Raw genomic sequence first — 18,492 nt, 5'->3', positions numbered from 1 at the left:
AAGTTGAAAAAGTAGTGGTCCCACTTCCGGAAGAGGATCAGATCTGTCCGGTATGTGGTACGCAGATGGTCCTGATCGGCGAGGAATATGTCCGCCGGGAACTGGAATTCATTCCTGCCACCTGTAAGGTGATCGAATACTACAGCCAGAGCTACGGATGCCCCTCCTGCAAGGAAGGACTCGGCGATACAGAAAAGCCTGTGATTGTAAAGTCTCAGGTTCCGCCGGCTCTGCTTGGAAAAGGACCTGCATCAGCATCTGCCGCTGCATGGACTATGTACCAGAAATATGCCAACGGGCTTCCACTTTACCGGCAGGAAAAGGACTGGAAGCAGTATGGGGCGCAGATCAGCCGGACCACCCTTGCCAACTGGATCATCTACTGTTCACAGAACTATTTTCAGCCAATGTACGATTACTTTCATCGGGAGCTGCTGAAACGTAGTTTTGCGATGGCAGATGAGACGCGGGTCCAGGTATTGAAAGAAGAAGGACGCAGGGCACAGACCCAGTCATTCATGTGGCTGTTCCGAAGCGGTGAGGACGGACTTGCGGAGATCATCCTGTATGGCTGTTCCCCGACCAGGAACGGCAGCCATGCAAAGGAGTTTCTGGAAGGCTGCAGCGGATATCTGGAAATGGACGGCTATCAGGGTTATAACAATCTGCCTGGGATCAGGCGCTGCTCCTGTTGGGCACATATCCGCCGATACTTTATCGACGCTGTTCCCAAAGGGAAGCAGTATGACTACAGCCAGCCTGCAGTACAGGGAGTCCAGTACTGCAATCGGTTGTTTGCCATTGAAGACTCCATTAACAAAAAGTATCCCGGTAATTATGAAAAGCGGAAACAACTGCGTCTCGAGAAGGAAAAACCTGTTCTGGAGGCTTTCTGGTCGTGGCTTGACCAGCAAAAGCCCGTCCGGAATACCCGGCTGGATAAAGCCGTGAATTATGTTCTCAACAGGCGTGATATAGCGGAAACCTATCTGGAAGACGGGCGGTGCAGCTTTACCAATAATCTCAGTGAGAATGCGATCCGTCCCTTCGCAGTGGGGCGAAAAAACTGGCTGTTCAGCAGTTCCGTGGACGGAGCGAATGCCAGCGCAGTAGTCTACACAATGGTTGAGATGGCCAAAGCACATGGGCTGAACATCTACGGATATCTTAAATTTCTGCTGGAGCACCGACCGAGTAAAAATATGACCGATGAACAGCTGGCGGAACTGGCACCTTGGAGTGAAAAACTCCAATCTATCAAAAATCGCATGTGAATTATAGTGAATTACTCCAACTCGCAAAGGGCTGGAGTAATCTTGTATCTAACCGCATTATTATTTGGCGCTTACGAAAAAGGAACAATTCGGAACCTTTTTCTTATGTACAAAAAATAAAAGAAAAAAAGATTGAAAAAGCCATAAAGTTATAGTATAATCGAAAACGAAAGTTCATGAAAAATGAAAGAAGGAAGTATATGAACATACAAAAACAAGATATTCTGAACAGCCTGATGAAAGAACCATTCATCAACCAGCGCATTCTCGCCGCGCAGACCGGCCATTCGCTTGGTATCGTTAATCGTTCTGTCAAAGAGCTGATTTCGGAAGGATACCTGGATGAAGAGATCCGCCCAACGGAAAAAGCGCTGAATGAAGCAAAAGAAAAAGCGCCGAAAAACGCGATCATCCTTGCTGCCGGATTTGGCATGCGGATGGTTCCGATTAATACGGAAACACCGAAGGGTCTTCTGGAAATCAAAGGAGAGCGGCTGATTGAGCGGACGATCCGCCAGCTGCATGAAGTTGGTATCACAGAAATTTACGTTGTAGTCGGATTTATGAAAGAGCAGTATGAGTATCTGATCGATGAGTACGGCGTAGAATTGATCGTCACACCGGACTACGCATCAAAAAACAATCTGCATTCCCTGAAAAAGGCAGTAGGCCATTTATCGAACAGCTACATCATTCCATGCGATATCTGGTGTGAGAAAAATCCGTACAGCGGACAGGAATTATACTCCTGGTACATGGTGAGCGATCTGGTGGATGATGACAGTACCGTCCGCGTAAACCGGAAGCAGGAGCTGGTCGTGCAGAAAGAACAGGCAGGCGGAAACGCCATGATCGGTATCTGCTATCTGCTGGAGGCGGAAGCAGCGATTGTGCGGGAGCGTCTGGAGACGTTTGGAAGAGATTCCCGATATGACGGAGCGTTCTGGGAGGAAACCTTATATGAGAAGGACAGAATGATCGTGACAGCCCGAGTGGTACATGCTGCCGATGCCGTAGAAATCAATACCTATGAGCAGCTGCGGGAGATCGACAGTGATTCCAGCCAGCTGCAGACAGATGCCATTCAGGTAATCTGTCAGGCACTCGGTGCACATCCGAACGAGGTGACAAATATTACCGTCCTGAAGAAAGGAATGACAAACCGATCGTTTTTGTTTTCCTGCAAAGACAAAAAATATATTATGCGAATCCCGGGGGAGGGAACGGATCAGCTGATCAACCGCCGTCAGGAAGCGGCTGTTTATCAGACCATCGCCGGTCGGAAGATCTGCGATGAGATCGCGTATATCAATCCGGAAAATGGTTATAAAATCACGGAATATCTCGAAGGTGCGCGGGTCTGCGATGCAGAAAAGGAAGAAGATCTTCAGAAGTGCATGAAGAAACTACGGGAGTTTCACAGTCAGAAATTAAAAGTGGATCATTCCTTTGAATTGTTCGGACAACTGGAATACTACGAAAGTCTCTGGGAGGGAACGCCGTCGGCATATCAGGATTATGCGAAGACGAAAGAGCATGTGCTTCAATTAAAAAGCTATATCGAGGCGAATGCCGGAGAACGCGTGCTAACCCATATTGATGCCGTGCCGGATAACTTTCTGTTTGTGGAAGCGAATGGACAGGAAGAGATCCGCCTGATTGACTGGGAATATGCCGGAATGCAGGATCCGCATGTGGATATCGCAATGTTCTGTATCTATTCTCTCTACAAAAAAGAGCAGGTGGATCACCTGATTGACCTCTATTTTGAAGGAAACTGTGACGAAAGAACACGCATAAAAATCTACTGCTACATCGCAGTCTGCGGTCTGCTCTGGAGCAACTGGTGCGAGTACAAGCGGAAATTAGGCGTAGAATTTGGAGAATATTCCCTGCGGCAGTACCGCTACGCAAAAGATTATTACAAAATAGTCCAGCAGGAACTGGGAGAGGAAGGAAAAGAAACATGTACAAAGTAGAACGTGCCATTATTATGGCGGCAGGCCTGGGAAACCGGATGAAGCCGGTAACATTAAAAACGCCGAAGCCGCTGGTCCGGGTAAACGGTGTGCGGATGATCGATACCGTCATCGACGGACTGCATAAAAACGGAATTACAGAGATTTATGTGGTAGTCGGTTACCTCAAAGAACAGTTCCAGACGCTGGAAGAGGAGTACCCGGGTCTGAAGCTGATCGACAATCCGTGGTACGATACCTGCAACAACATCGCATCGCTGTATGTGGCGCGGGAACATCTGGAAAATGCCATTATTCTCGACGGCGACCAGATCATTTATCACCCGGAAATTCTGTCTCCGGAGTTTGAGCGGTCCGGTTACAACAGCGTGTGGACAGATGAGGAGACCGACGAGTGGCTGCAGACCGTAGAAAACGGCATCGTAACAGGCTGCAGCAGAAACGGCGGAAAGGGCGGCTGGCAGCTCTACAGCATTTCACGATGGACAGCAGAAGATGGAAAGCGGTTAAAAGACCATCTGGAGCAGGAATTTGAAGAAAAGAAAAACCGTCAGATTTACTGGGATGATGTGGCAATGTTCTGTTACCCCAAAGAGTATCAGCTTGGCATCCGGCCAATGAAGGCGGATGATATCATAGAGGTAGATAATTTCAGCGAACTCGTTGCACTCGATGCATCGTATGCGGATTACGCAGAAAGGGAAGAAAATGAACAGTAAAAATCAAACGAAGAAAAAAGAAATCGACTGGATGATCACATTGGTGCCACTGGCACTGATTATAGCACTCTGCATCGTATTTTTCTTTGCACCGGAACAGTCGAATGTAGTACTTGGCCAGATTCGGTTTCTGTTTGGAGATACCTTTGGAACGTATTACCTGGTGATTGGACTCGGCATTTTCTTTTTATCCCTGTTTCTGGCAGGTTCCAAATACGGAAACATTGTGCTTGGAAAGCCGGATGAGAAACCGAAATATTCCTTCTTTGCCTGGGGCTGTATGATGTTTACCTGCGGTCTGGCAGCAGATATTCTGTTTTATTCGTTCTCTGAGTGGATTTTGTACGCAACAGATCCTCACATCGCAGAACTTGGCAGCATTCAGGACTGGGCAGGCGTATTTCCACTGTTTCACTGGAGCTTTATCCCGTGGGGATTCTATCTGGTACTGGCCGTTGCGTTTGGCTTTATGCTTCATGTAAGAAAACGAAACCGTCAGAAATACAGCGAGGCGTGCCGTCCGATTCTGGGAAAACAGACAGATGGAATTGGCGGCCGTCTGATTGACCTTCTGGCTGTCTTTGCACTGCTGGCCGGAACTGCTACCACTTTTAGTGTGGCAACTCCTCTGATGGCGGAAATCATCGGCGAGTTGTTCCATATGGAAGTCAGCAGAACTGTGATTAATATTATCATTCTTCTGATCACCTGCTGTGTTTATACCTATTCTCTTCTGCATGGATTCAAAGGAATCAGCATTCTGGCCAAGGTGTGCATTTATCTGTTTTTCGGACTCCTTGCCTTCGTCCTGCTGTTTGGGGGAGAGACGCGGTATATTATTGAAACTGGATTTTCTTCTCTTGGAAAAATGATTCAGAACTTTATCGGCTTATCAACGTATACGGACCCGATGCGTACGACAAACTTCCCACAGAACTGGACCATTTATTACTGGGCATACTGGATGGTATGGTGTGTGGCAGCACCGTTCTTCATTGGCAGCATTTCCCGCGGAAGAACCGTGCGCCAGACGATTCTCGGCGGATACGGTTTTGGTGTGGGATCCACGCTTGTCAGCTTTATTATTCTTGGAAATTATTCCATGGGAAAGCAGATTTCAGGTGCAATTGATTTCATTTCGCAGTACAATGAAAGCGGAGACTTATATCATCTGATCGTGTCGATGATCAAAACCATGCCGTGTGCACCGCTGATTATGGTTGTTGTGCTGGTTACGATGGTTGCATTTTATGCGACATCGTTCGATTCCATCGCACTGACGGCATCCTGCTACAGCTACCGGAAACTGGAAGACGGCGAAGAGCCGGCAAAAGGAATTCAGCTGATGTGGTGTATCCTGCTGATCCTGCTTCCGATTGCACTTCTTTTTGCAGAGAGTTCCATGAACAGTCTGCAGTCTGTCAGTATCGTAGCGGCATTTCCGATCGGCATTGTGATCGTGATGATTGCGGTCAGCTTCTTAAAAGATGCAAAACTGTATTTAGAAGAATTGCAGGGAGGAAAAGCGCATGGAGAGGAGAAAAAAGAGAATCGTTAAACTGACAGCATTTTTGTTTCTGCTTGCGGCATCCATTTTTGTGATGCCGCAAAAGGCGTTTGCGGACGAAAATGAGGATGTCACATTGCCGACGGGCGATATTAAACCCATGGAACCACAGCCGGATGAGTCCGAGATTGATACATACGGGATCGATGAAGGCGATGAGTTCAGCGGAACGGAGTATGAACTGTATACGGTTCTGGAGAATCGTGTGAAAGAAGCAATGCGGGAGGGAAATGAATGGGTATCCATTAAAGATTTAAAAATAAGAAGGGATACCTATGACTTAAGCTTTTATTATGGCTATTCGCCGTATTTTCCGAGCGATACGTATAATAGAATTATTGCCTGGTATGGTGATGCATACTATACAAGTTTGAGGATTACCAATACATTCGGAACACCGGAAGAAACCAAACAGATTTTTAATGCAGTGGATGAGAAACTGGCGTCCATCTATAAACTGGTGAACAATTCCATGACAGATGAGCAGAAGGCGCTTGTAATTCACGATTATCTGGTATCGCATGCAGAGTATGATCTGAATTATAAGAATTATACCAGTTATGGTGTGCTGATGGATGGAAGAGGTGTGTGTCAGTCGTATGCATTGGCCTATATGTATATTCTGAATCATCTGGGAATCGAAACACATCTGGTTTCAAGCCGTTCTATGAATCATGCGTGGAATGCTGTAAAAATGGATGGCCAGTATTATAATGTGGATTGTACCTTTGACGATCCGATTTATGACCGTTTCGGGCAGGCAAGACATACATATTTCTTAAGAAGTACAGAAGAAATGGAAGAGCTGGGACATACCTTTGATAATAAACTGTATGAATGTACAAGTACAAAGTACAGCTCATCATTCTGGAGAGCTGCGAATTCCCCGGTGTACTTTCAGAATAAAAATGCTTATTACATAAAATGGGGAAGTCTGCGCCGTTGCAATCTGACTGACAGTACAGAAGAGACATTGAGTCAGACAGAGAGTTTCCGAGATACACTTGCACAAAAAGATAATGCTCTGTATTATTGCTCAAAGCAGAATATCTATGAATATTCACTGGAAGACACTACTGAAACAGTTATTATAAATCTTGCAGATCAGTCGATCGCTGGAACGATCTCAGGTGTGCGGAAAGAAAAAAATGAGCTGGAATTTATGGTATACAATGCGGATGATGGTTCGTCAACGCTGTACAGTGCAGAGTTTGAAGATGAGCCGATTGCAGACGGCTGGTATCAGGATGACAACGGGAAATGGTTTTATTATAAAAATGGCACATATCTGACCGGCTGGCAGTGGATTGATAAAAACTGGTATCGGCTGGGAGATGATGGTGTTATGAAAACCGGCTGGCAGAAAATCGGTAATATCTGGTACTATCTGAATAAGAACGGAGCTATGCAGAAAGGCTGGCAGGAGATCAACGGAAACTGGTATTATATGAATGACAGCGGAGCGATGATGACCGGATGGAAGAAAATCGATGGTAAATGGTACTATCTGAACACAAACGGTGCCATGCAGGTTTCCCAGTTAATTGAAGATATTTACTATGTAAATGCAAATGGAGCCATGGCTGTATCAGAATGGAAAAAGCTGGATGATGTCTGGCATTACTTTGGAAGTGACGGCAGTATGGTAAAAACTGGATGGAAATTCATAGATAACGAATGGTACTGCTTCAAAAACGGAAAAATGCAGGCAAACTGCTGGATCGGTGATTATTACGTGTTAAGCAGTGGTAAGATGGCGAAATCCCAATGGATCGGAAACTACTATGTAGGAGATGACGGAAAATGGGTTAGAGACCAGGTAAAAACAGCATAATCAAAAGAGAAGCCCCCTTGACCAGTAAAAACTGGAAGGGGGCTTTTTCGTGTAAAGCTTATTTAAGTTCTCATGGCTCCGTCTGCGCCGACATAATAATTGCCGATCCAGGTATTTGCAGCCATGGCGCCGGATTCGTACATGTAGTACCATTTTCCGTCTACTTTCTGCCAGCCGGTCAGCATATAGCCGGAGGCATTAAAGAGATAATATTTGCCGTTAATTTTTTCCCAGCCGCTCGTGGTGTAAGAACCATCCGCATGGCGGTACCACCATCCCTTACTGTCTTTCTGCCATGCAGGTTTGTAGGAGACAGAGGTGACTTTACCGTTGGCAAAGGTGTAACGGTCATCGTTGATCAGATGAATGCCTTCAAAACCGATGCCTCTTGCATCAAAATAATATTTACCGGTGGAATCACTGTACCAGCGATCGCGGAGCAGGGCACCACTTGCCGATGCACGGTAAGTATTACCGGAAGCATCGGTGAAGATCTGATTGCTGTACATTTGGCCGTTGCTGTCGAAACCGTAATAGGAGCCGTTGATCAGAGCAACTGTGTTTTTCAGAAGTGTACCATTTTTTACATAATAGTAATGACCGGCGACCTGTTTCCATTTATTGTTTTCGAGGGCAAAGAGTGTTCCTCTGTAATCAACAGCATACCAGTTTCCGTCGTTGTCGCAGAAAGCAGTATTTTTCTGCTGTTTACCGTTGATAAAGAACCAGGTAACACCGTTTACTTTATGATAGCCATTGTAGGCGGCACCGCCCGCACCGTAATAGTAGACATCATTATCTTTATGATAAGAATCATGGATGATCAGCCTTCCGTTTGCGTCAGCGCGGTAGTAAGTATTGTTCTGAGCATAAAGATAATTGTTGGTGTAGTCGAATTTTGAAAATTCCTGATTTTCATACATCCGTCCATTGCTGTCAAAAGCGTAAAGGCTGTATCCGATCTGGATAATGTTGCTTGTTACCGGATTTCCATCCATGAAGTAGTACCAGTAATCGTCAATCTTGGACCAGCCATCGGAAGTAATCTCTTTTAGCGTGCCGTTGGAAGAAACGATATAGGTTCTGCCGTTGACCGTTGCAGGGCGATTGGTTTTCAGAACAAAGTTGTAGAAGGTGTATTTCTTTTTATTGATGGTCTGGCGGCCGTTGACAGCCTTTCCGTTGCCGTCAAAGTACATCCAGGATCCGTCCGCTGTCTGCATCCAGGCATTTTTTAAGACGATGCCGTTTTTATCTGCTGCTGAGCATTCTCCATTTGATGTCCACAAAATATCACTGGTCATCATTGCACCATCAGAGTTAAAAAGATAGGTGTTCTTTCCGACCGTGAAAGAGGTATTTTTAATAAGAGTTCCATTGGAAACAAAATACCAGTGTCCGTCTACTTCTGTCCAGCCGTTATAAGGAAGTGCAAGAACACGTCCGTCAGAACCGGAAACATAGTTGCCGTTTTGATACGTGAAAGCGCAGTCTTTCTGCATTTTGCCTTCTGCAAAGTAATACTTGATCTGGCCAATCGTTTTCATTCCAGTGTAAGATTTGCCGTTTTTATCCATACTGTATTTACCGTCAGAAAGATCCTGCATCTGGGTGAAGGTGACATGACCGTCCTTATCAGCAGTATAGGAGACACCTTTCAGGGTAAATGTGGTGCCGGCATACATGTGGCCAGCTTCATCAAAGGCGTAATAGGAATTTCCGATCTGAGTAACGGTGTTAAGCAGTACAGAATGATTGGAAATGTAATACCAGAAACCGTCTACCTTGGTCCATGCATTATTCTTCAAACGGGTTGCGCGGCCGGCGGAATCGGATGCATAATTGACGGGATCATAAAAGGTGAGGGACGAAAAGCAAAATGCACGATTGCACAGCAACTGTCCATAAGTCTCATAAGAATGGTAAGAAAACAGGTACTTTACGCCGTTAATCGTAGTAACGCCGGATACGGGACTTCCATTCTCATCATAATAAACTTTAGCACCATTGACAGAACCCCATGCGTTTACTTTGAGACTGCCGTCGCTGTTTACAAAATATGGTACTCCATTGAAAAATATGGTGGAATTTGTCTGATACATGCTGCCGGATTCGGAAAACAGATACCATTTATTGTTAATCTTAGCTTTGGTGTTTTTCAGGAGTTTGTTATTTCTGATATAATACCAGGAACCATTAGCGTCCACCCATTCCATACCAGGAAAAAGTTCCTGTATTTCTCCAGACGAGAGGGCGATGTAATTATGTCCGTCTACATCGAGGATGCAGGACTTTCTAAGAAAGCCTTTTTCATAATAATATTTTTTACCATCGATAGTCCGAATGCCAGTGTAAGCAATTCCCTCGCTGTCGAAGTAGTATGAAGTACCATCAATCGTTATGTTTTTATCGATGGCAAGCACGCCGCCTTTCTGGGCAAAATAAGTGCTGGAAACAGAATGGTCGTTCGGATCGGTAATGGTAAAACGGGTATTGTTGTACATTTTACCGTCGGACTGGAAACCATAGTAATTTCCGTTGATTTCGGCAATACAGCTTGTCAGAAGTGTATAATCTTTGACATAATAATAGTTATCTTCTGCAAAGGTCCAGCCATTATTTGTCAACTCAACGACAGTGCCATCCATCTGGCAGAGATAAATTTTCTGATCAACGGTAACAGTGGTGTCGGTAATGAGACTCGGAGCATCCCAGAGGTTGTGTGCTGCAAAATAGTAAAGCTTTCCGTCAATTGTCTGGAAGCCACTGCAGGCTTCAAAATCATCTCCAAAATAAAGAATCTGATTATACAGAGTTGGTTCAACAGTTCCTTTTTCTGCTGATAATTCACGAGAACGGCTGAACCAGAAATTCTTTTTCAGATGTCCGTTTTTATCTGCATAATATGTTTTAGCAGAAGGATTCCAGATCGTGACAACACCATTAGTCTGCATCACACCATTGGAATCAAAACAATAATAGTAGTTATCTCCGATTTTTTCAATGCAGTCTTTCAGAATCTTACCATCTTTGACATAACGATAGCCTCTGCAGGAATCAGAGTCAATATAAGTCCAGTCATTATTCTTCAATTCGGTCAGCGTGTAATCATCGTTTGCCCAATAATATTTGCCATCAAAAGAAAAATCACTGTTCCGGCATGGAATGCCGTCAACAACAGCAATCTGGATTCCATTTCGCTCGATCAGGCCAGTATAGGCGGCAGCATCGGAACCGTAGTAGCATTCTTCACCATATTCTGTAGTAGACCAGCAGTCTACACAGAGTGCACCGCCAGGCAGGGCGCGGTAACGATAACTTTTCGTCTCTGTATCGCTGTAATTGTTGATCCATAAGGCACAGTCATCAAGCATATTGCCGTCGTTGTCAAAACCATAATAGACACCATGAATTTTCTTGACACAATAGTAGCACTTATAACCGTTTTCATCAAAATAGCTCTTATCGTACCAGCCATCAATCAGAAGAGAACCATCTTCCTGTGCTCGGAATGTGTGAGAAGTGTAATCAGAAGTGTCATAACTGAATTCTGTATCTTTGACCAGATAACCATGTTCGTTGAAATAGTATTTTTTGCCGTCTATCTCGCGAATTTCATCCTGGTACCAGACACCGTTTTCATCTCTGTAATTTACATTACCGTCATCATCGGTATTCCAGCCGGGAGTAAAATCGTCCTGGGCTGAAACCTCAGATGCATCGGAAATGTCGTCAGAAGCAGTTTCTGCAGAAGCATTTTCAATCTCTGTGCTTTCCGAAAAAGCAGTTTCTGCAGTGTCTGTGTCAGAAGAGGCGGATGTTTCCGGTGAGGGTTCGGAATCAGGGGGATCCGGAATGTTGGAATCCGTTTCGTCCGTAGCATCCTGCGATTCTGCAGTTTCTGTTTCGACGGCATCTTCAGAATCCGAAGAAACGGACTGCTCGAGTACCTGTGAGGATGACGATACGGCAGATGCGTCCATAGCGGAAGCCTGAGCCGTCGTCGGATCCATCAATGCGGTAGCGAGCACAACAGCGGCTACAGTTAAAGATTTTTGAAGTAATTCTTTTTTCTTCAAGTTTGTTTCCCTCCTTCATCGGTGTGAAAACTTATAAAAAGCTATGCCATTATTATACTGCGTACGAATGTAAAATGCATCGCAATATTGCAAAAAAGAAATATTCCTGAAGAAAACCTGGAAAATGTAATGCAGAGGTAAAAGTAATTTGAAGTATAAAATTTTATGCACAGAAAGTCAGAGAAAGGATAGCTTTTCAGCGCAGAAAGTAGTATGATGAAGATACCATATTATAAGGAAAAGGGTTGAATAGAGATGGAGGTGAATAAAATATTTTTAATGAAAAATTTGACCCTTTTAAAACAAGTACAAAAAATGAGGTAAGGGATATGCAGAAAATAAAAAAATATTTTCAAACGACTATCATTGCATTGATGGCACTTGTAATGATGGTGATTTTGACACCGCTTCAGGCGAAAGCAGGAACGGCGGGACACTCCGCAGATGATGCTATCAACTGGGTCAAATCCAAAGTGGGAACAGGACTGGATTATGACGGCGTCTATGGAAATCAGTGTGTTGATCTGATTTGTTATTATTATCAGTATCTTGGTCAGAGATCCCCTGGCGGAAACGGATGCGATTACGCATGGAATGCCCTGCCGTCCGGATGGCAGAGAATTCAGGGTGCACCGCCGCAGAAAGGCGATATTCTGGTGTACTCCGGAAACTCGTCTAATCCGTACGGTCATGTAGCGATTTATGCAGCGGACAGAGAAACATATCATCAGAATTTTAACTCTCATCCATATGTAGAAAAAGTTACTTATAGATACAATGGATTAAGCAATTCCTACTGGGGGGTTATTCGACCGGATTTCAGTACACAGCCGTCGAATAATTTTACTTCGGTTAATGCAACGGAAATAACTACAACAAGTGCAAAGTTAGAGGCAACAACGACCTTAACAAATGTCAGCGAATGCGGATATTACTTTGGAGTCAATGAGAATTATCTGGTTCTTGGTGAAAAAGAAAATCCAAATGGAAATGTATTAAATATGTGGTATACCATGCAGAATTTAACACCGGCAATTACTTATTACTATCAGTTTTACTACATTTCAGGTGGAAACGTTGTATGGAGTGAGAAAAAATCATTTACCACGCAGGGAATTGAACTGATCAGCATAAGTCTTAATTACACAAGTTTGAACCTGAAAGTAGGAGAGGGAAAAGTACTGGAGCCGGTTTATAATCCTTCGAATGCGACAGGTATGAGAGCGTTTAAATTTAAAACCGAAAATGCAGCAGTAGCGACAGTCAGTAGTTTCGGAATTGTAAAAGCAGTGGCACCGGGAACGACCAAAATCTATGTAACAGATGTAACGACAGGAAAGCAGGGATCCTGCACTGTTACGGTAACGGCAGAAGAAGGCTGGAAGAAGGAAAGCAAAGGCTGGATGTATCAGAATGCAGACGGCAGTTATCCGAAAGATCAATGGAAAGCTATCGAAAGCAAATGGTATCACTTTGATGCAAACGGCTATATGCAGACGGGCTGGCTGCATCTTGGAAGTAAGTGGTATTACCTGAAAGACAACGGAGAAATGGTGACCGGTTGGCTGAAACTGGGAAACACCTGGTATTATCTGAAATCCAATGGAGAGATGACAACTGGCTGGCTGCAGATTGGAAACACCTGGTATTATTTAAAATCCTCCGGTGCAATGGCTGTGAACGAATGGGTTGACAATGGAAAGAGTTATGTAGATGCCAATGGAAAATATGTGCCTGGCCAGAAGAAGTATACAGAAGGCTGGAAGAAAGACGGCAAAGGCTGGTGGTACCAGAATGCAGATGGAAGCTATCCAAAGAACCAGTGGAAACAGATCGCAGGAAGCTGGTATCATTTTGATGCAAAAGGCTATATGCAGACCGGCTGGTATAGAGAAGGATCGAATGTCTACTATCTGAAAGCTGACGGAAAAATGGCGGCAAATGAATGGGTTGAAAATGGTAAGTATTATATTGATGCGAATGGACATTGGGTATAAAAGATAAAAAGCAGTGAGAATCCCCCATGGTTGAATGGAAGCGTTCAACCGTGGAGGATTTTAATGGATGTTCCTCTTGCACTCCCTGCCCATTTGTGTTAACATAAGACACGCAAATAACCCAAACAGCAAGGAGTTCTAAATGAACATTACTTCAAAATACCGTTCTCTCTCCGTCCAGGCGAAGGCGGCGCTTTGGTTTACGATCTGCAGTTTCTTACAGAAAGGCATTTCGTTCATCACAGTCCCGATTTTCACGCGTCTGATGAGTACCGAGGAGTACGGAACCTATACGGTTTATCTGTCCTGGCTGCAGATTTTGACGATTATGACATCGCTGTACCTGTTTAATGGTGTTTACGACAATGCGATGGCAAAGTACGAGAAGCAGCGGGATGAATATACATCTGCAATGCAGGGACTGACGCTTGTGATTACGGGTGCGGTTTTTGCATTGTATTGTTTTACGTCTGGTTTCTGGGAGAAGATTTTAAATCTGCCGAAATCCATGATTTTGCTGATGTTTCTGGAAGCGCTGCTGAGTCCGGCGCTTTCTTACTGGTCGGGGCGGCAGCGGTTTGAGTATCGGTACCGGATTCTGGTCTGCGTGACGATTCTGCAGGCGCTGATGAACCCGATTGCGAGCCTGGTGCTGATCCGCATCAACGGCGGTACGGCCATGATGCGGATCTTAGGTATCGTCGGGGTGCAGGTCTGCATCTGTGTGCCGATTATTGTGTTCCAGTTCTGCAGAGGAAAAGAGTTTTTTTCGAAAGAATACTGGGGCTATGCGCTGCGGATCGGAATTCCGATTGTGCCGCATTATCTGTCCGGCATTATTCTGAACCAGGGCGACCGGATCATGATCGACAAGATGGTCGGAAAGACGGAGGTTGCACTGTACGGGCTGGCGTACAGCATTGGTATGCTGGTGCAGCTTTTCATCAGCGGTATGAACAGTGCATTGACACCGTGGATGTACAGCAAGATCAAAAAGGGCGACATCTGCTCGATGCGGAAGGTGCTGCAGCTGCTGAGCATTGTAGTGGTCGGCATAGCCGTGGCGCTGATGCTGATCAGCCCGGAGCTGGTGCTGATTTTCGGATCGCCGAAGTACCGCGAGGCAGTATACGTCATTCCGCCGGTGGCAGCGAGTGTGTTCTTTATCTTTATTTATAATATTCTCTCGATGCCGCAGTTTTATTATGAAAAAACACAGTTTCTGATGGCTGCATCCATGGCGGCGGCGGGAGCGAATGTGGTACTGAACTTTATTTTTATCCGTCTGTTCGGCTACATCGCGGCCGGTTACACGACGCTGGCATGCTATATGCTGTATTCGGTCGGCCATTATATTGTGAGCAAACGGATTCTGGTGAACGAAGGAATCCAGGAAAATCTGATGAATCCAGGATTTCTTCTGGCGTGCTCCGTTTTTCTGATTGGAGCAAGCATCATCTGCAATCTTATTTTCCCGTACAGAATCCTGCGTTACGCGATTCTGCTCGCAAATGTAGGGCTGGTCTTCTGGAAGAAAGAACTTCTGCTGAAGACGATGGCGGATATCCGGAAAAAATAAAAAAGTGGGGGAGGATTTGAAACGGATGTTCAGAGACTCCCCGTTTTTATGCGTTTTTTCTTGACAGTCACAGAAAAAACGATACAATGAAAGAATGAAGAAAAGTAAGGCATTTTAATTAGAAAAGGAAAAATTACATGAGTACCAGTATTTCAATAAAGGAACTAAAAGAGCTCGATCCGTCAAGCTATCAGATCGTGGATATCCGCGATGCGGTAGAGATCTCCCACGGCGCGATTCCGGGAGCGCTTGTGATGAAGACAGAAGAAATCGAGACAAGTGATGCGATTGACCGGAGCAAAAAGACGATTATCTGCTGCAGCCGCGGCCGGTTCAGTGTCGCAGCAGCGGAAGAATTACAGGAAAAGGGCTGGGACGCTGTGAGCCTGGAGGGCGGTTACATCGCCTGGCTGATGGATGTGATGAGCGCGCCGGAGGAGCAGGACAAGGCGGCAGACGTGGAGAAGAGTCTCCGCAAAAAATTCAAAAAGTCGATCTGGTCCAAATTTACGAAAGCGATCAATACGTACGAGCTGGTAAAACCGGGCGACAAAATTGCTGTCTGTATTTCCGGCGGAAAAGATTCGATGCTGATGGCGAAATGCTTTCAGGAGTTAAAGCTTCACAATAAATTTGATTTCGAAGTAAAATTCGTTGTCATGGATCCGGGATACAGCCCGGAGAACCGCAAAGTGATCGAGGACAACGCAAAGAGCCTCCACATTCCGATCACCATTTTCGAGACAGACATTTTCGATTCGGTCTACCATGTGGAAAATTCTCCGTGTTATCTCTGCGCGAGAATGCGCCGCGGCCATCTGTATCATTTTGCACAGCAGCTCGGCTGCAACAAGATTGCACTCGGCCATCATTACGATGATGTCATCGAGACGATCCTCATGGGAATGCTCTACGGTGCGCAGGTGCAGACGATGATGCCGAAGCTTCACAGCATCCACTTCGAGGGCATGGAGCTGATCCGCCCGCTGTATCTGGTGCGCGAGGATGATATCAAGGCGTGGAGAGATTACAACGGCCTGCATTTCATCCAGTGTGCCTGCAAGTTCACCGATACGTGTACGACCTGCAATAACGAGGAGAACCGTTCGAAACGTGTGGAGATCAAGGAACTGATCAAAAACCTGAAAAAGGTGAATCCGTTCGTGGAGAGCAATATCTTCCGCAGTGTGGAGAATGTCAATATTGACACCGTGGTCGGCTACAAACAGCACGGCATCCGCCACAATTTCCTGGAAGGATACGACGACAATCCGGGCTATGTGCCGGAGGCAGAAAAAGCGGCGGAGACGGAATAAAAAGAAGGAACTCTATGCACAGAAAAATAGAAGAAACGCCGGAGCGGGAGAAAATGCTGATCCGGCTGAAAGAGCTCCGTCTGGAACGCGGTTACTCGATGACACAGGCGGCGCGGAAGATTTTCAGTCACCCGGACACCTACAACCGGTATGAAAAAGGCATCCGTGAGATCCCGTTGGATTCGCTGATGCTGCTGGCGAAGACGTACGACTGCAGTCTTGACTATCTGGCAGGTGTTTCAGACCGGCCGCGAAAATATGGAAGGTGATGCAGATGGCAATTCCTCTTTATCTGACAACGATTGAACAGGATATTTTTGATACATTCCGGTATCTGCCGCATGCCGTTGCGGTTGGTGTCGGCTTTGTGACGGTTGCGGCGGCGTGGAAGAATCAGCAGACCCAGAAGAAACGAAAACGGCTGGAACAGTACCACGCCATTCATGGTGCCCAGCTTCTGCTGTGGTTTCTGGTAGCAGTTTATTTTGCAATGATGCTTTCGATTACACTGCTTTCCAGAGAGCCGGGTTCAAGAACGGGCGTGGATCTGAAACTGTTTGAAACCTGGGGAAGCCAGAGACTGCCGGACCGGTATTTTGTGGAAAATATTCTGCTGTTTCTGCCATTCGGTGCATTGCTGCCGGCGGCAGTGCCGTTTCTTCGGAAATGGTGGTGCTGCGTGTACGCAGCATTTGCCACAAGTATGATGCTGGAAACCGTGCAGCTTTTAACAGAACGCGGTTTCTGCCAGCTGGATGACGTTGTGACGAATACGCTCGGAGCGGCCATGGGATATCTGGTGTTTGCGCTGGTGTGCAGATGGTGGAGAAACAGAGAAAACGGAAAAAAGATTTTATAAATGGATAGTAAAAAGGCTCTGCCCATTTTGGACAGAGCTTTTTCGTTTCCTGTTTTTTGCATAGAAATGCAAGAGGGTTAATCCACCCGTTCTTTCCCCCAGAAAAACAGCGCGACTGTTCCAGGCCCGGTGTGGCTGCCGATGGTGGTTCCGATGTTGTTGATCTCGACTTTTCCGTTCAGATGCGGGAAGCGTTCCTCGACAAGATCTGCAACGGCCCGCGCATCGTCATAGCAGGCGGACTGGGAAATGTAGCATTTGCCGGAGTAGGAGAGGCCGCCCTCGGCGTTTTCTTCCATCTGGTCGACGATTTTTTTGATGACTTTTTTCTTGGTACGGATTTTGAACCGCGGAATCAGCCGGCCTTCATTGTCCATGTTGAGCAGCGGGCAGATGCCGAGGAGTCCGCCGATTGCGCCGGAGGCTTTGGAGATGCGGCCGCCGCGCACGTAGAAGGTGAGGTCCGTGGAGAAGAACCAGTGATGGACTTTGAGGCGGTTTTTCATCGCGAAATCGTAAACCTTTTCCAGCGGTTTTCCTTCATCGCGCAGGTCGGCAAGGCGGTCCATCAGAAGACCGTAGCCGGAGGAAGCACCGAGGGAATCCACGATGAGGATTTTCCGTTCCGGGTAGCGCTTTTCAAGGTCGGCTTTGGCGATCATCGCAGAATTCAGGACACCGGAAATGCCGGAGGAGAGGCAGACGTGGAGAATGTCTTTGCCGTCCTGCAGGAATGTTTCAAAATAGGCCTCAAACTCATCGGCATTCACCTGGGATGTTTTTGTGGAAGCGCCGGCGGCCATGGAGGCATAGAACTGATCGAACGGCATGGATTTGCCGAGATCGTCCGCGTACTCGGTGTCATTTAATTTGTAATGGAAACAGATGTATGAGATTTCTCTTTTGGAAAAATGTTCTTCGGTAAGATCTGCCGTAGAGCAGCAGCTGATGACATAGGAACTCATAAAATAATCCCTCCTCGTAAAGATGAAAGTAAGAACTCTGGTTTCTGTGCCTATTGTAGCATCCCGAATGGGAAAAGGCAACTGCGTAACGTGATTATATCCGTAATGAAAGGGGAAGCGAAATGGTGTCAAGCCTTGTATTTGCGGTGCGGCCTGTGGTAGAATAGAACTATGAGAATACGAAAATACAAAAATACAAAAATACAAAGGAGCTTCCTGTATAATAAAAAATGTGGATGTTGAAAATTGAAAATACCTCAGAGTACAATAAGACTACTGACTGGCAGGTTAGTAAAAATCTTATTGAACAGAGAGGTATCTACA

At 45.8% G+C, this 18,492-nt stretch carries 12 protein-coding genes; 10 read left to right on the top strand and 2 right to left on the bottom strand.

Annotated features, from left to right (window positions below):
- The 5 genes from tnpC to ACY2VW_RS11985 all read left to right on the top strand — a co-directional run.
- Window positions 1-1,274, top strand: a 1,274-nt coding sequence (tnpC, locus tag ACY2VW_RS12005) for an IS66 family transposase (protein ID WP_461878233.1), incomplete at its 5' end; no start/stop codon positions are given.
- A gap of 200 nt (window positions 1,275-1,474) precedes the next feature.
- Window positions 1,475-3,253 carry a phosphotransferase gene (locus ACY2VW_RS12000; RefSeq protein WP_461878232.1) on the top strand — a complete coding sequence of 593 codons (1,779 nt, stop codon included), beginning with the start codon at window positions 1,475-1,477 and terminating at the stop codon, window positions 3,251-3,253.
- Complete coding sequence (locus ACY2VW_RS11995; protein ID WP_461878231.1) at window positions 3,241-3,972, top strand: NTP transferase domain-containing protein; 732 nt, start codon at window positions 3,241-3,243, stop codon at window positions 3,970-3,972. The genes ACY2VW_RS12000 and ACY2VW_RS11995 overlap by 13 nt, the downstream gene beginning before the upstream one ends.
- Window positions 3,962-5,530, top strand: coding sequence for a BCCT family transporter (locus tag ACY2VW_RS11990; protein WP_461878230.1), 1,569 nt, complete (start codon window positions 3,962-3,964; stop codon window positions 5,528-5,530). Before ACY2VW_RS11995 ends, ACY2VW_RS11990 begins: the two co-directional genes overlap by 11 nt.
- A complete protein-coding gene (locus tag ACY2VW_RS11985) occupies window positions 5,502-7,373 on the top strand; it encodes a transglutaminase domain-containing protein (protein WP_461878229.1) in 1,872 nt (623 codons plus the stop codon). Before ACY2VW_RS11990 ends, ACY2VW_RS11985 begins: the two co-directional genes overlap by 29 nt.
- Before the next feature lie 62 nt (window positions 7,374-7,435).
- Here the strand turns inward: ACY2VW_RS11985 and ACY2VW_RS11980 are convergent, their stop codons facing one another.
- Window positions 7,436-11,452, bottom strand: a complete 4,017-nt coding sequence (locus ACY2VW_RS11980) for an N-acetylmuramoyl-L-alanine amidase family protein (RefSeq protein WP_461878228.1) — start codon at window positions 11,450-11,452, stop codon at window positions 7,436-7,438.
- Window positions 11,453-11,781: 329 nt separating this feature from the next.
- Here ACY2VW_RS11980 and ACY2VW_RS11975 point away from each other — a divergent pair, with 329 nt between their 5' ends.
- From ACY2VW_RS11975 to ACY2VW_RS11955, 5 genes are all read left to right on the top strand, one after another.
- Window positions 11,782-13,449 carry an Ig-like domain-containing protein gene (locus ACY2VW_RS11975; RefSeq protein ID WP_461878227.1) on the top strand — a complete coding sequence of 556 codons (1,668 nt, stop codon included), beginning with the start codon at window positions 11,782-11,784 and terminating at the stop codon, window positions 13,447-13,449.
- 142 nt (window positions 13,450-13,591) lie between these two features.
- Window positions 13,592-15,028, top strand: coding sequence for a lipopolysaccharide biosynthesis protein (locus ACY2VW_RS11970; RefSeq protein ID WP_461878226.1), 1,437 nt, complete (start codon window positions 13,592-13,594; stop codon window positions 15,026-15,028).
- Window positions 15,029-15,165: 137 nt separating this feature from the next.
- A complete protein-coding gene (locus tag ACY2VW_RS11965; protein WP_238061288.1) occupies window positions 15,166-16,344 on the top strand; it encodes an ATP-binding protein in 1,179 nt (392 codons plus the stop codon).
- Window positions 16,345-16,358: 14 nt separating this feature from the next.
- Window positions 16,359-16,613, top strand: a complete 255-nt coding sequence (locus tag ACY2VW_RS11960; protein WP_117804762.1) for a helix-turn-helix domain-containing protein — start codon at window positions 16,359-16,361, stop codon at window positions 16,611-16,613.
- 5 nt (window positions 16,614-16,618) lie between these two features.
- Window positions 16,619-17,203 (top strand): VanZ family protein, encoded by a 585-nt coding sequence (locus ACY2VW_RS11955; protein ID WP_461878225.1) that lies wholly within the window; start codon window positions 16,619-16,621, stop codon window positions 17,201-17,203.
- 77 nt (window positions 17,204-17,280) lie between these two features.
- Here the strand turns inward: ACY2VW_RS11955 and ACY2VW_RS11950 are convergent, their stop codons facing one another.
- On the bottom strand, window positions 17,281-18,168 hold the full coding sequence (locus ACY2VW_RS11950; protein ID WP_461878224.1) for a DegV family protein: 888 nt from the start codon (window positions 18,166-18,168) through the stop codon (window positions 17,281-17,283).
- Window positions 18,169-18,492 lie beyond the last annotated feature (324 nt).

Source organism: Fusicatenibacter sp. (genome assembly GCF_977045365.1).
This window is presented reverse-complemented; position numbering and strand designations above follow the sequence as displayed.

Coding starts and splice junctions, on each gene's coding strand:
- ACY2VW_RS11995 (WP_461878231.1), top strand. CDS start 3,241: ATGTACAAAGTAGAACGTGCCATTATTATGGCGGCAGGCCTGGGAAAC.
- ACY2VW_RS11990 (WP_461878230.1), top strand. CDS start 3,962: ATGAACAGTAAAAATCAAACGAAGAAAAAAGAAATCGACTGGATGATC.
- ACY2VW_RS12000 (WP_461878232.1), top strand. CDS start 1,475: ATGAACATACAAAAACAAGATATTCTGAACAGCCTGATGAAAGAACCA.
- ACY2VW_RS11975 (WP_461878227.1), top strand. CDS start 11,782: ATGCAGAAAATAAAAAAATATTTTCAAACGACTATCATTGCATTGATG.
- ACY2VW_RS11960 (WP_117804762.1), top strand. CDS start 16,359: ATGCACAGAAAAATAGAAGAAACGCCGGAGCGGGAGAAAATGCTGATC.
- ACY2VW_RS11985 (WP_461878229.1), top strand. CDS start 5,502: ATGGAGAGGAGAAAAAAGAGAATCGTTAAACTGACAGCATTTTTGTTT.
- ACY2VW_RS11955 (WP_461878225.1), top strand. CDS start 16,619: ATGGCAATTCCTCTTTATCTGACAACGATTGAACAGGATATTTTTGAT.
- ACY2VW_RS11950 (WP_461878224.1), bottom strand. CDS start 18,168: ATGAGTTCCTATGTCATCAGCTGCTGCTCTACGGCAGATCTTACCGAA.
- ACY2VW_RS11965 (WP_238061288.1), top strand. CDS start 15,166: ATGAGTACCAGTATTTCAATAAAGGAACTAAAAGAGCTCGATCCGTCA.
- ACY2VW_RS11970 (WP_461878226.1), top strand. CDS start 13,592: ATGAACATTACTTCAAAATACCGTTCTCTCTCCGTCCAGGCGAAGGCG.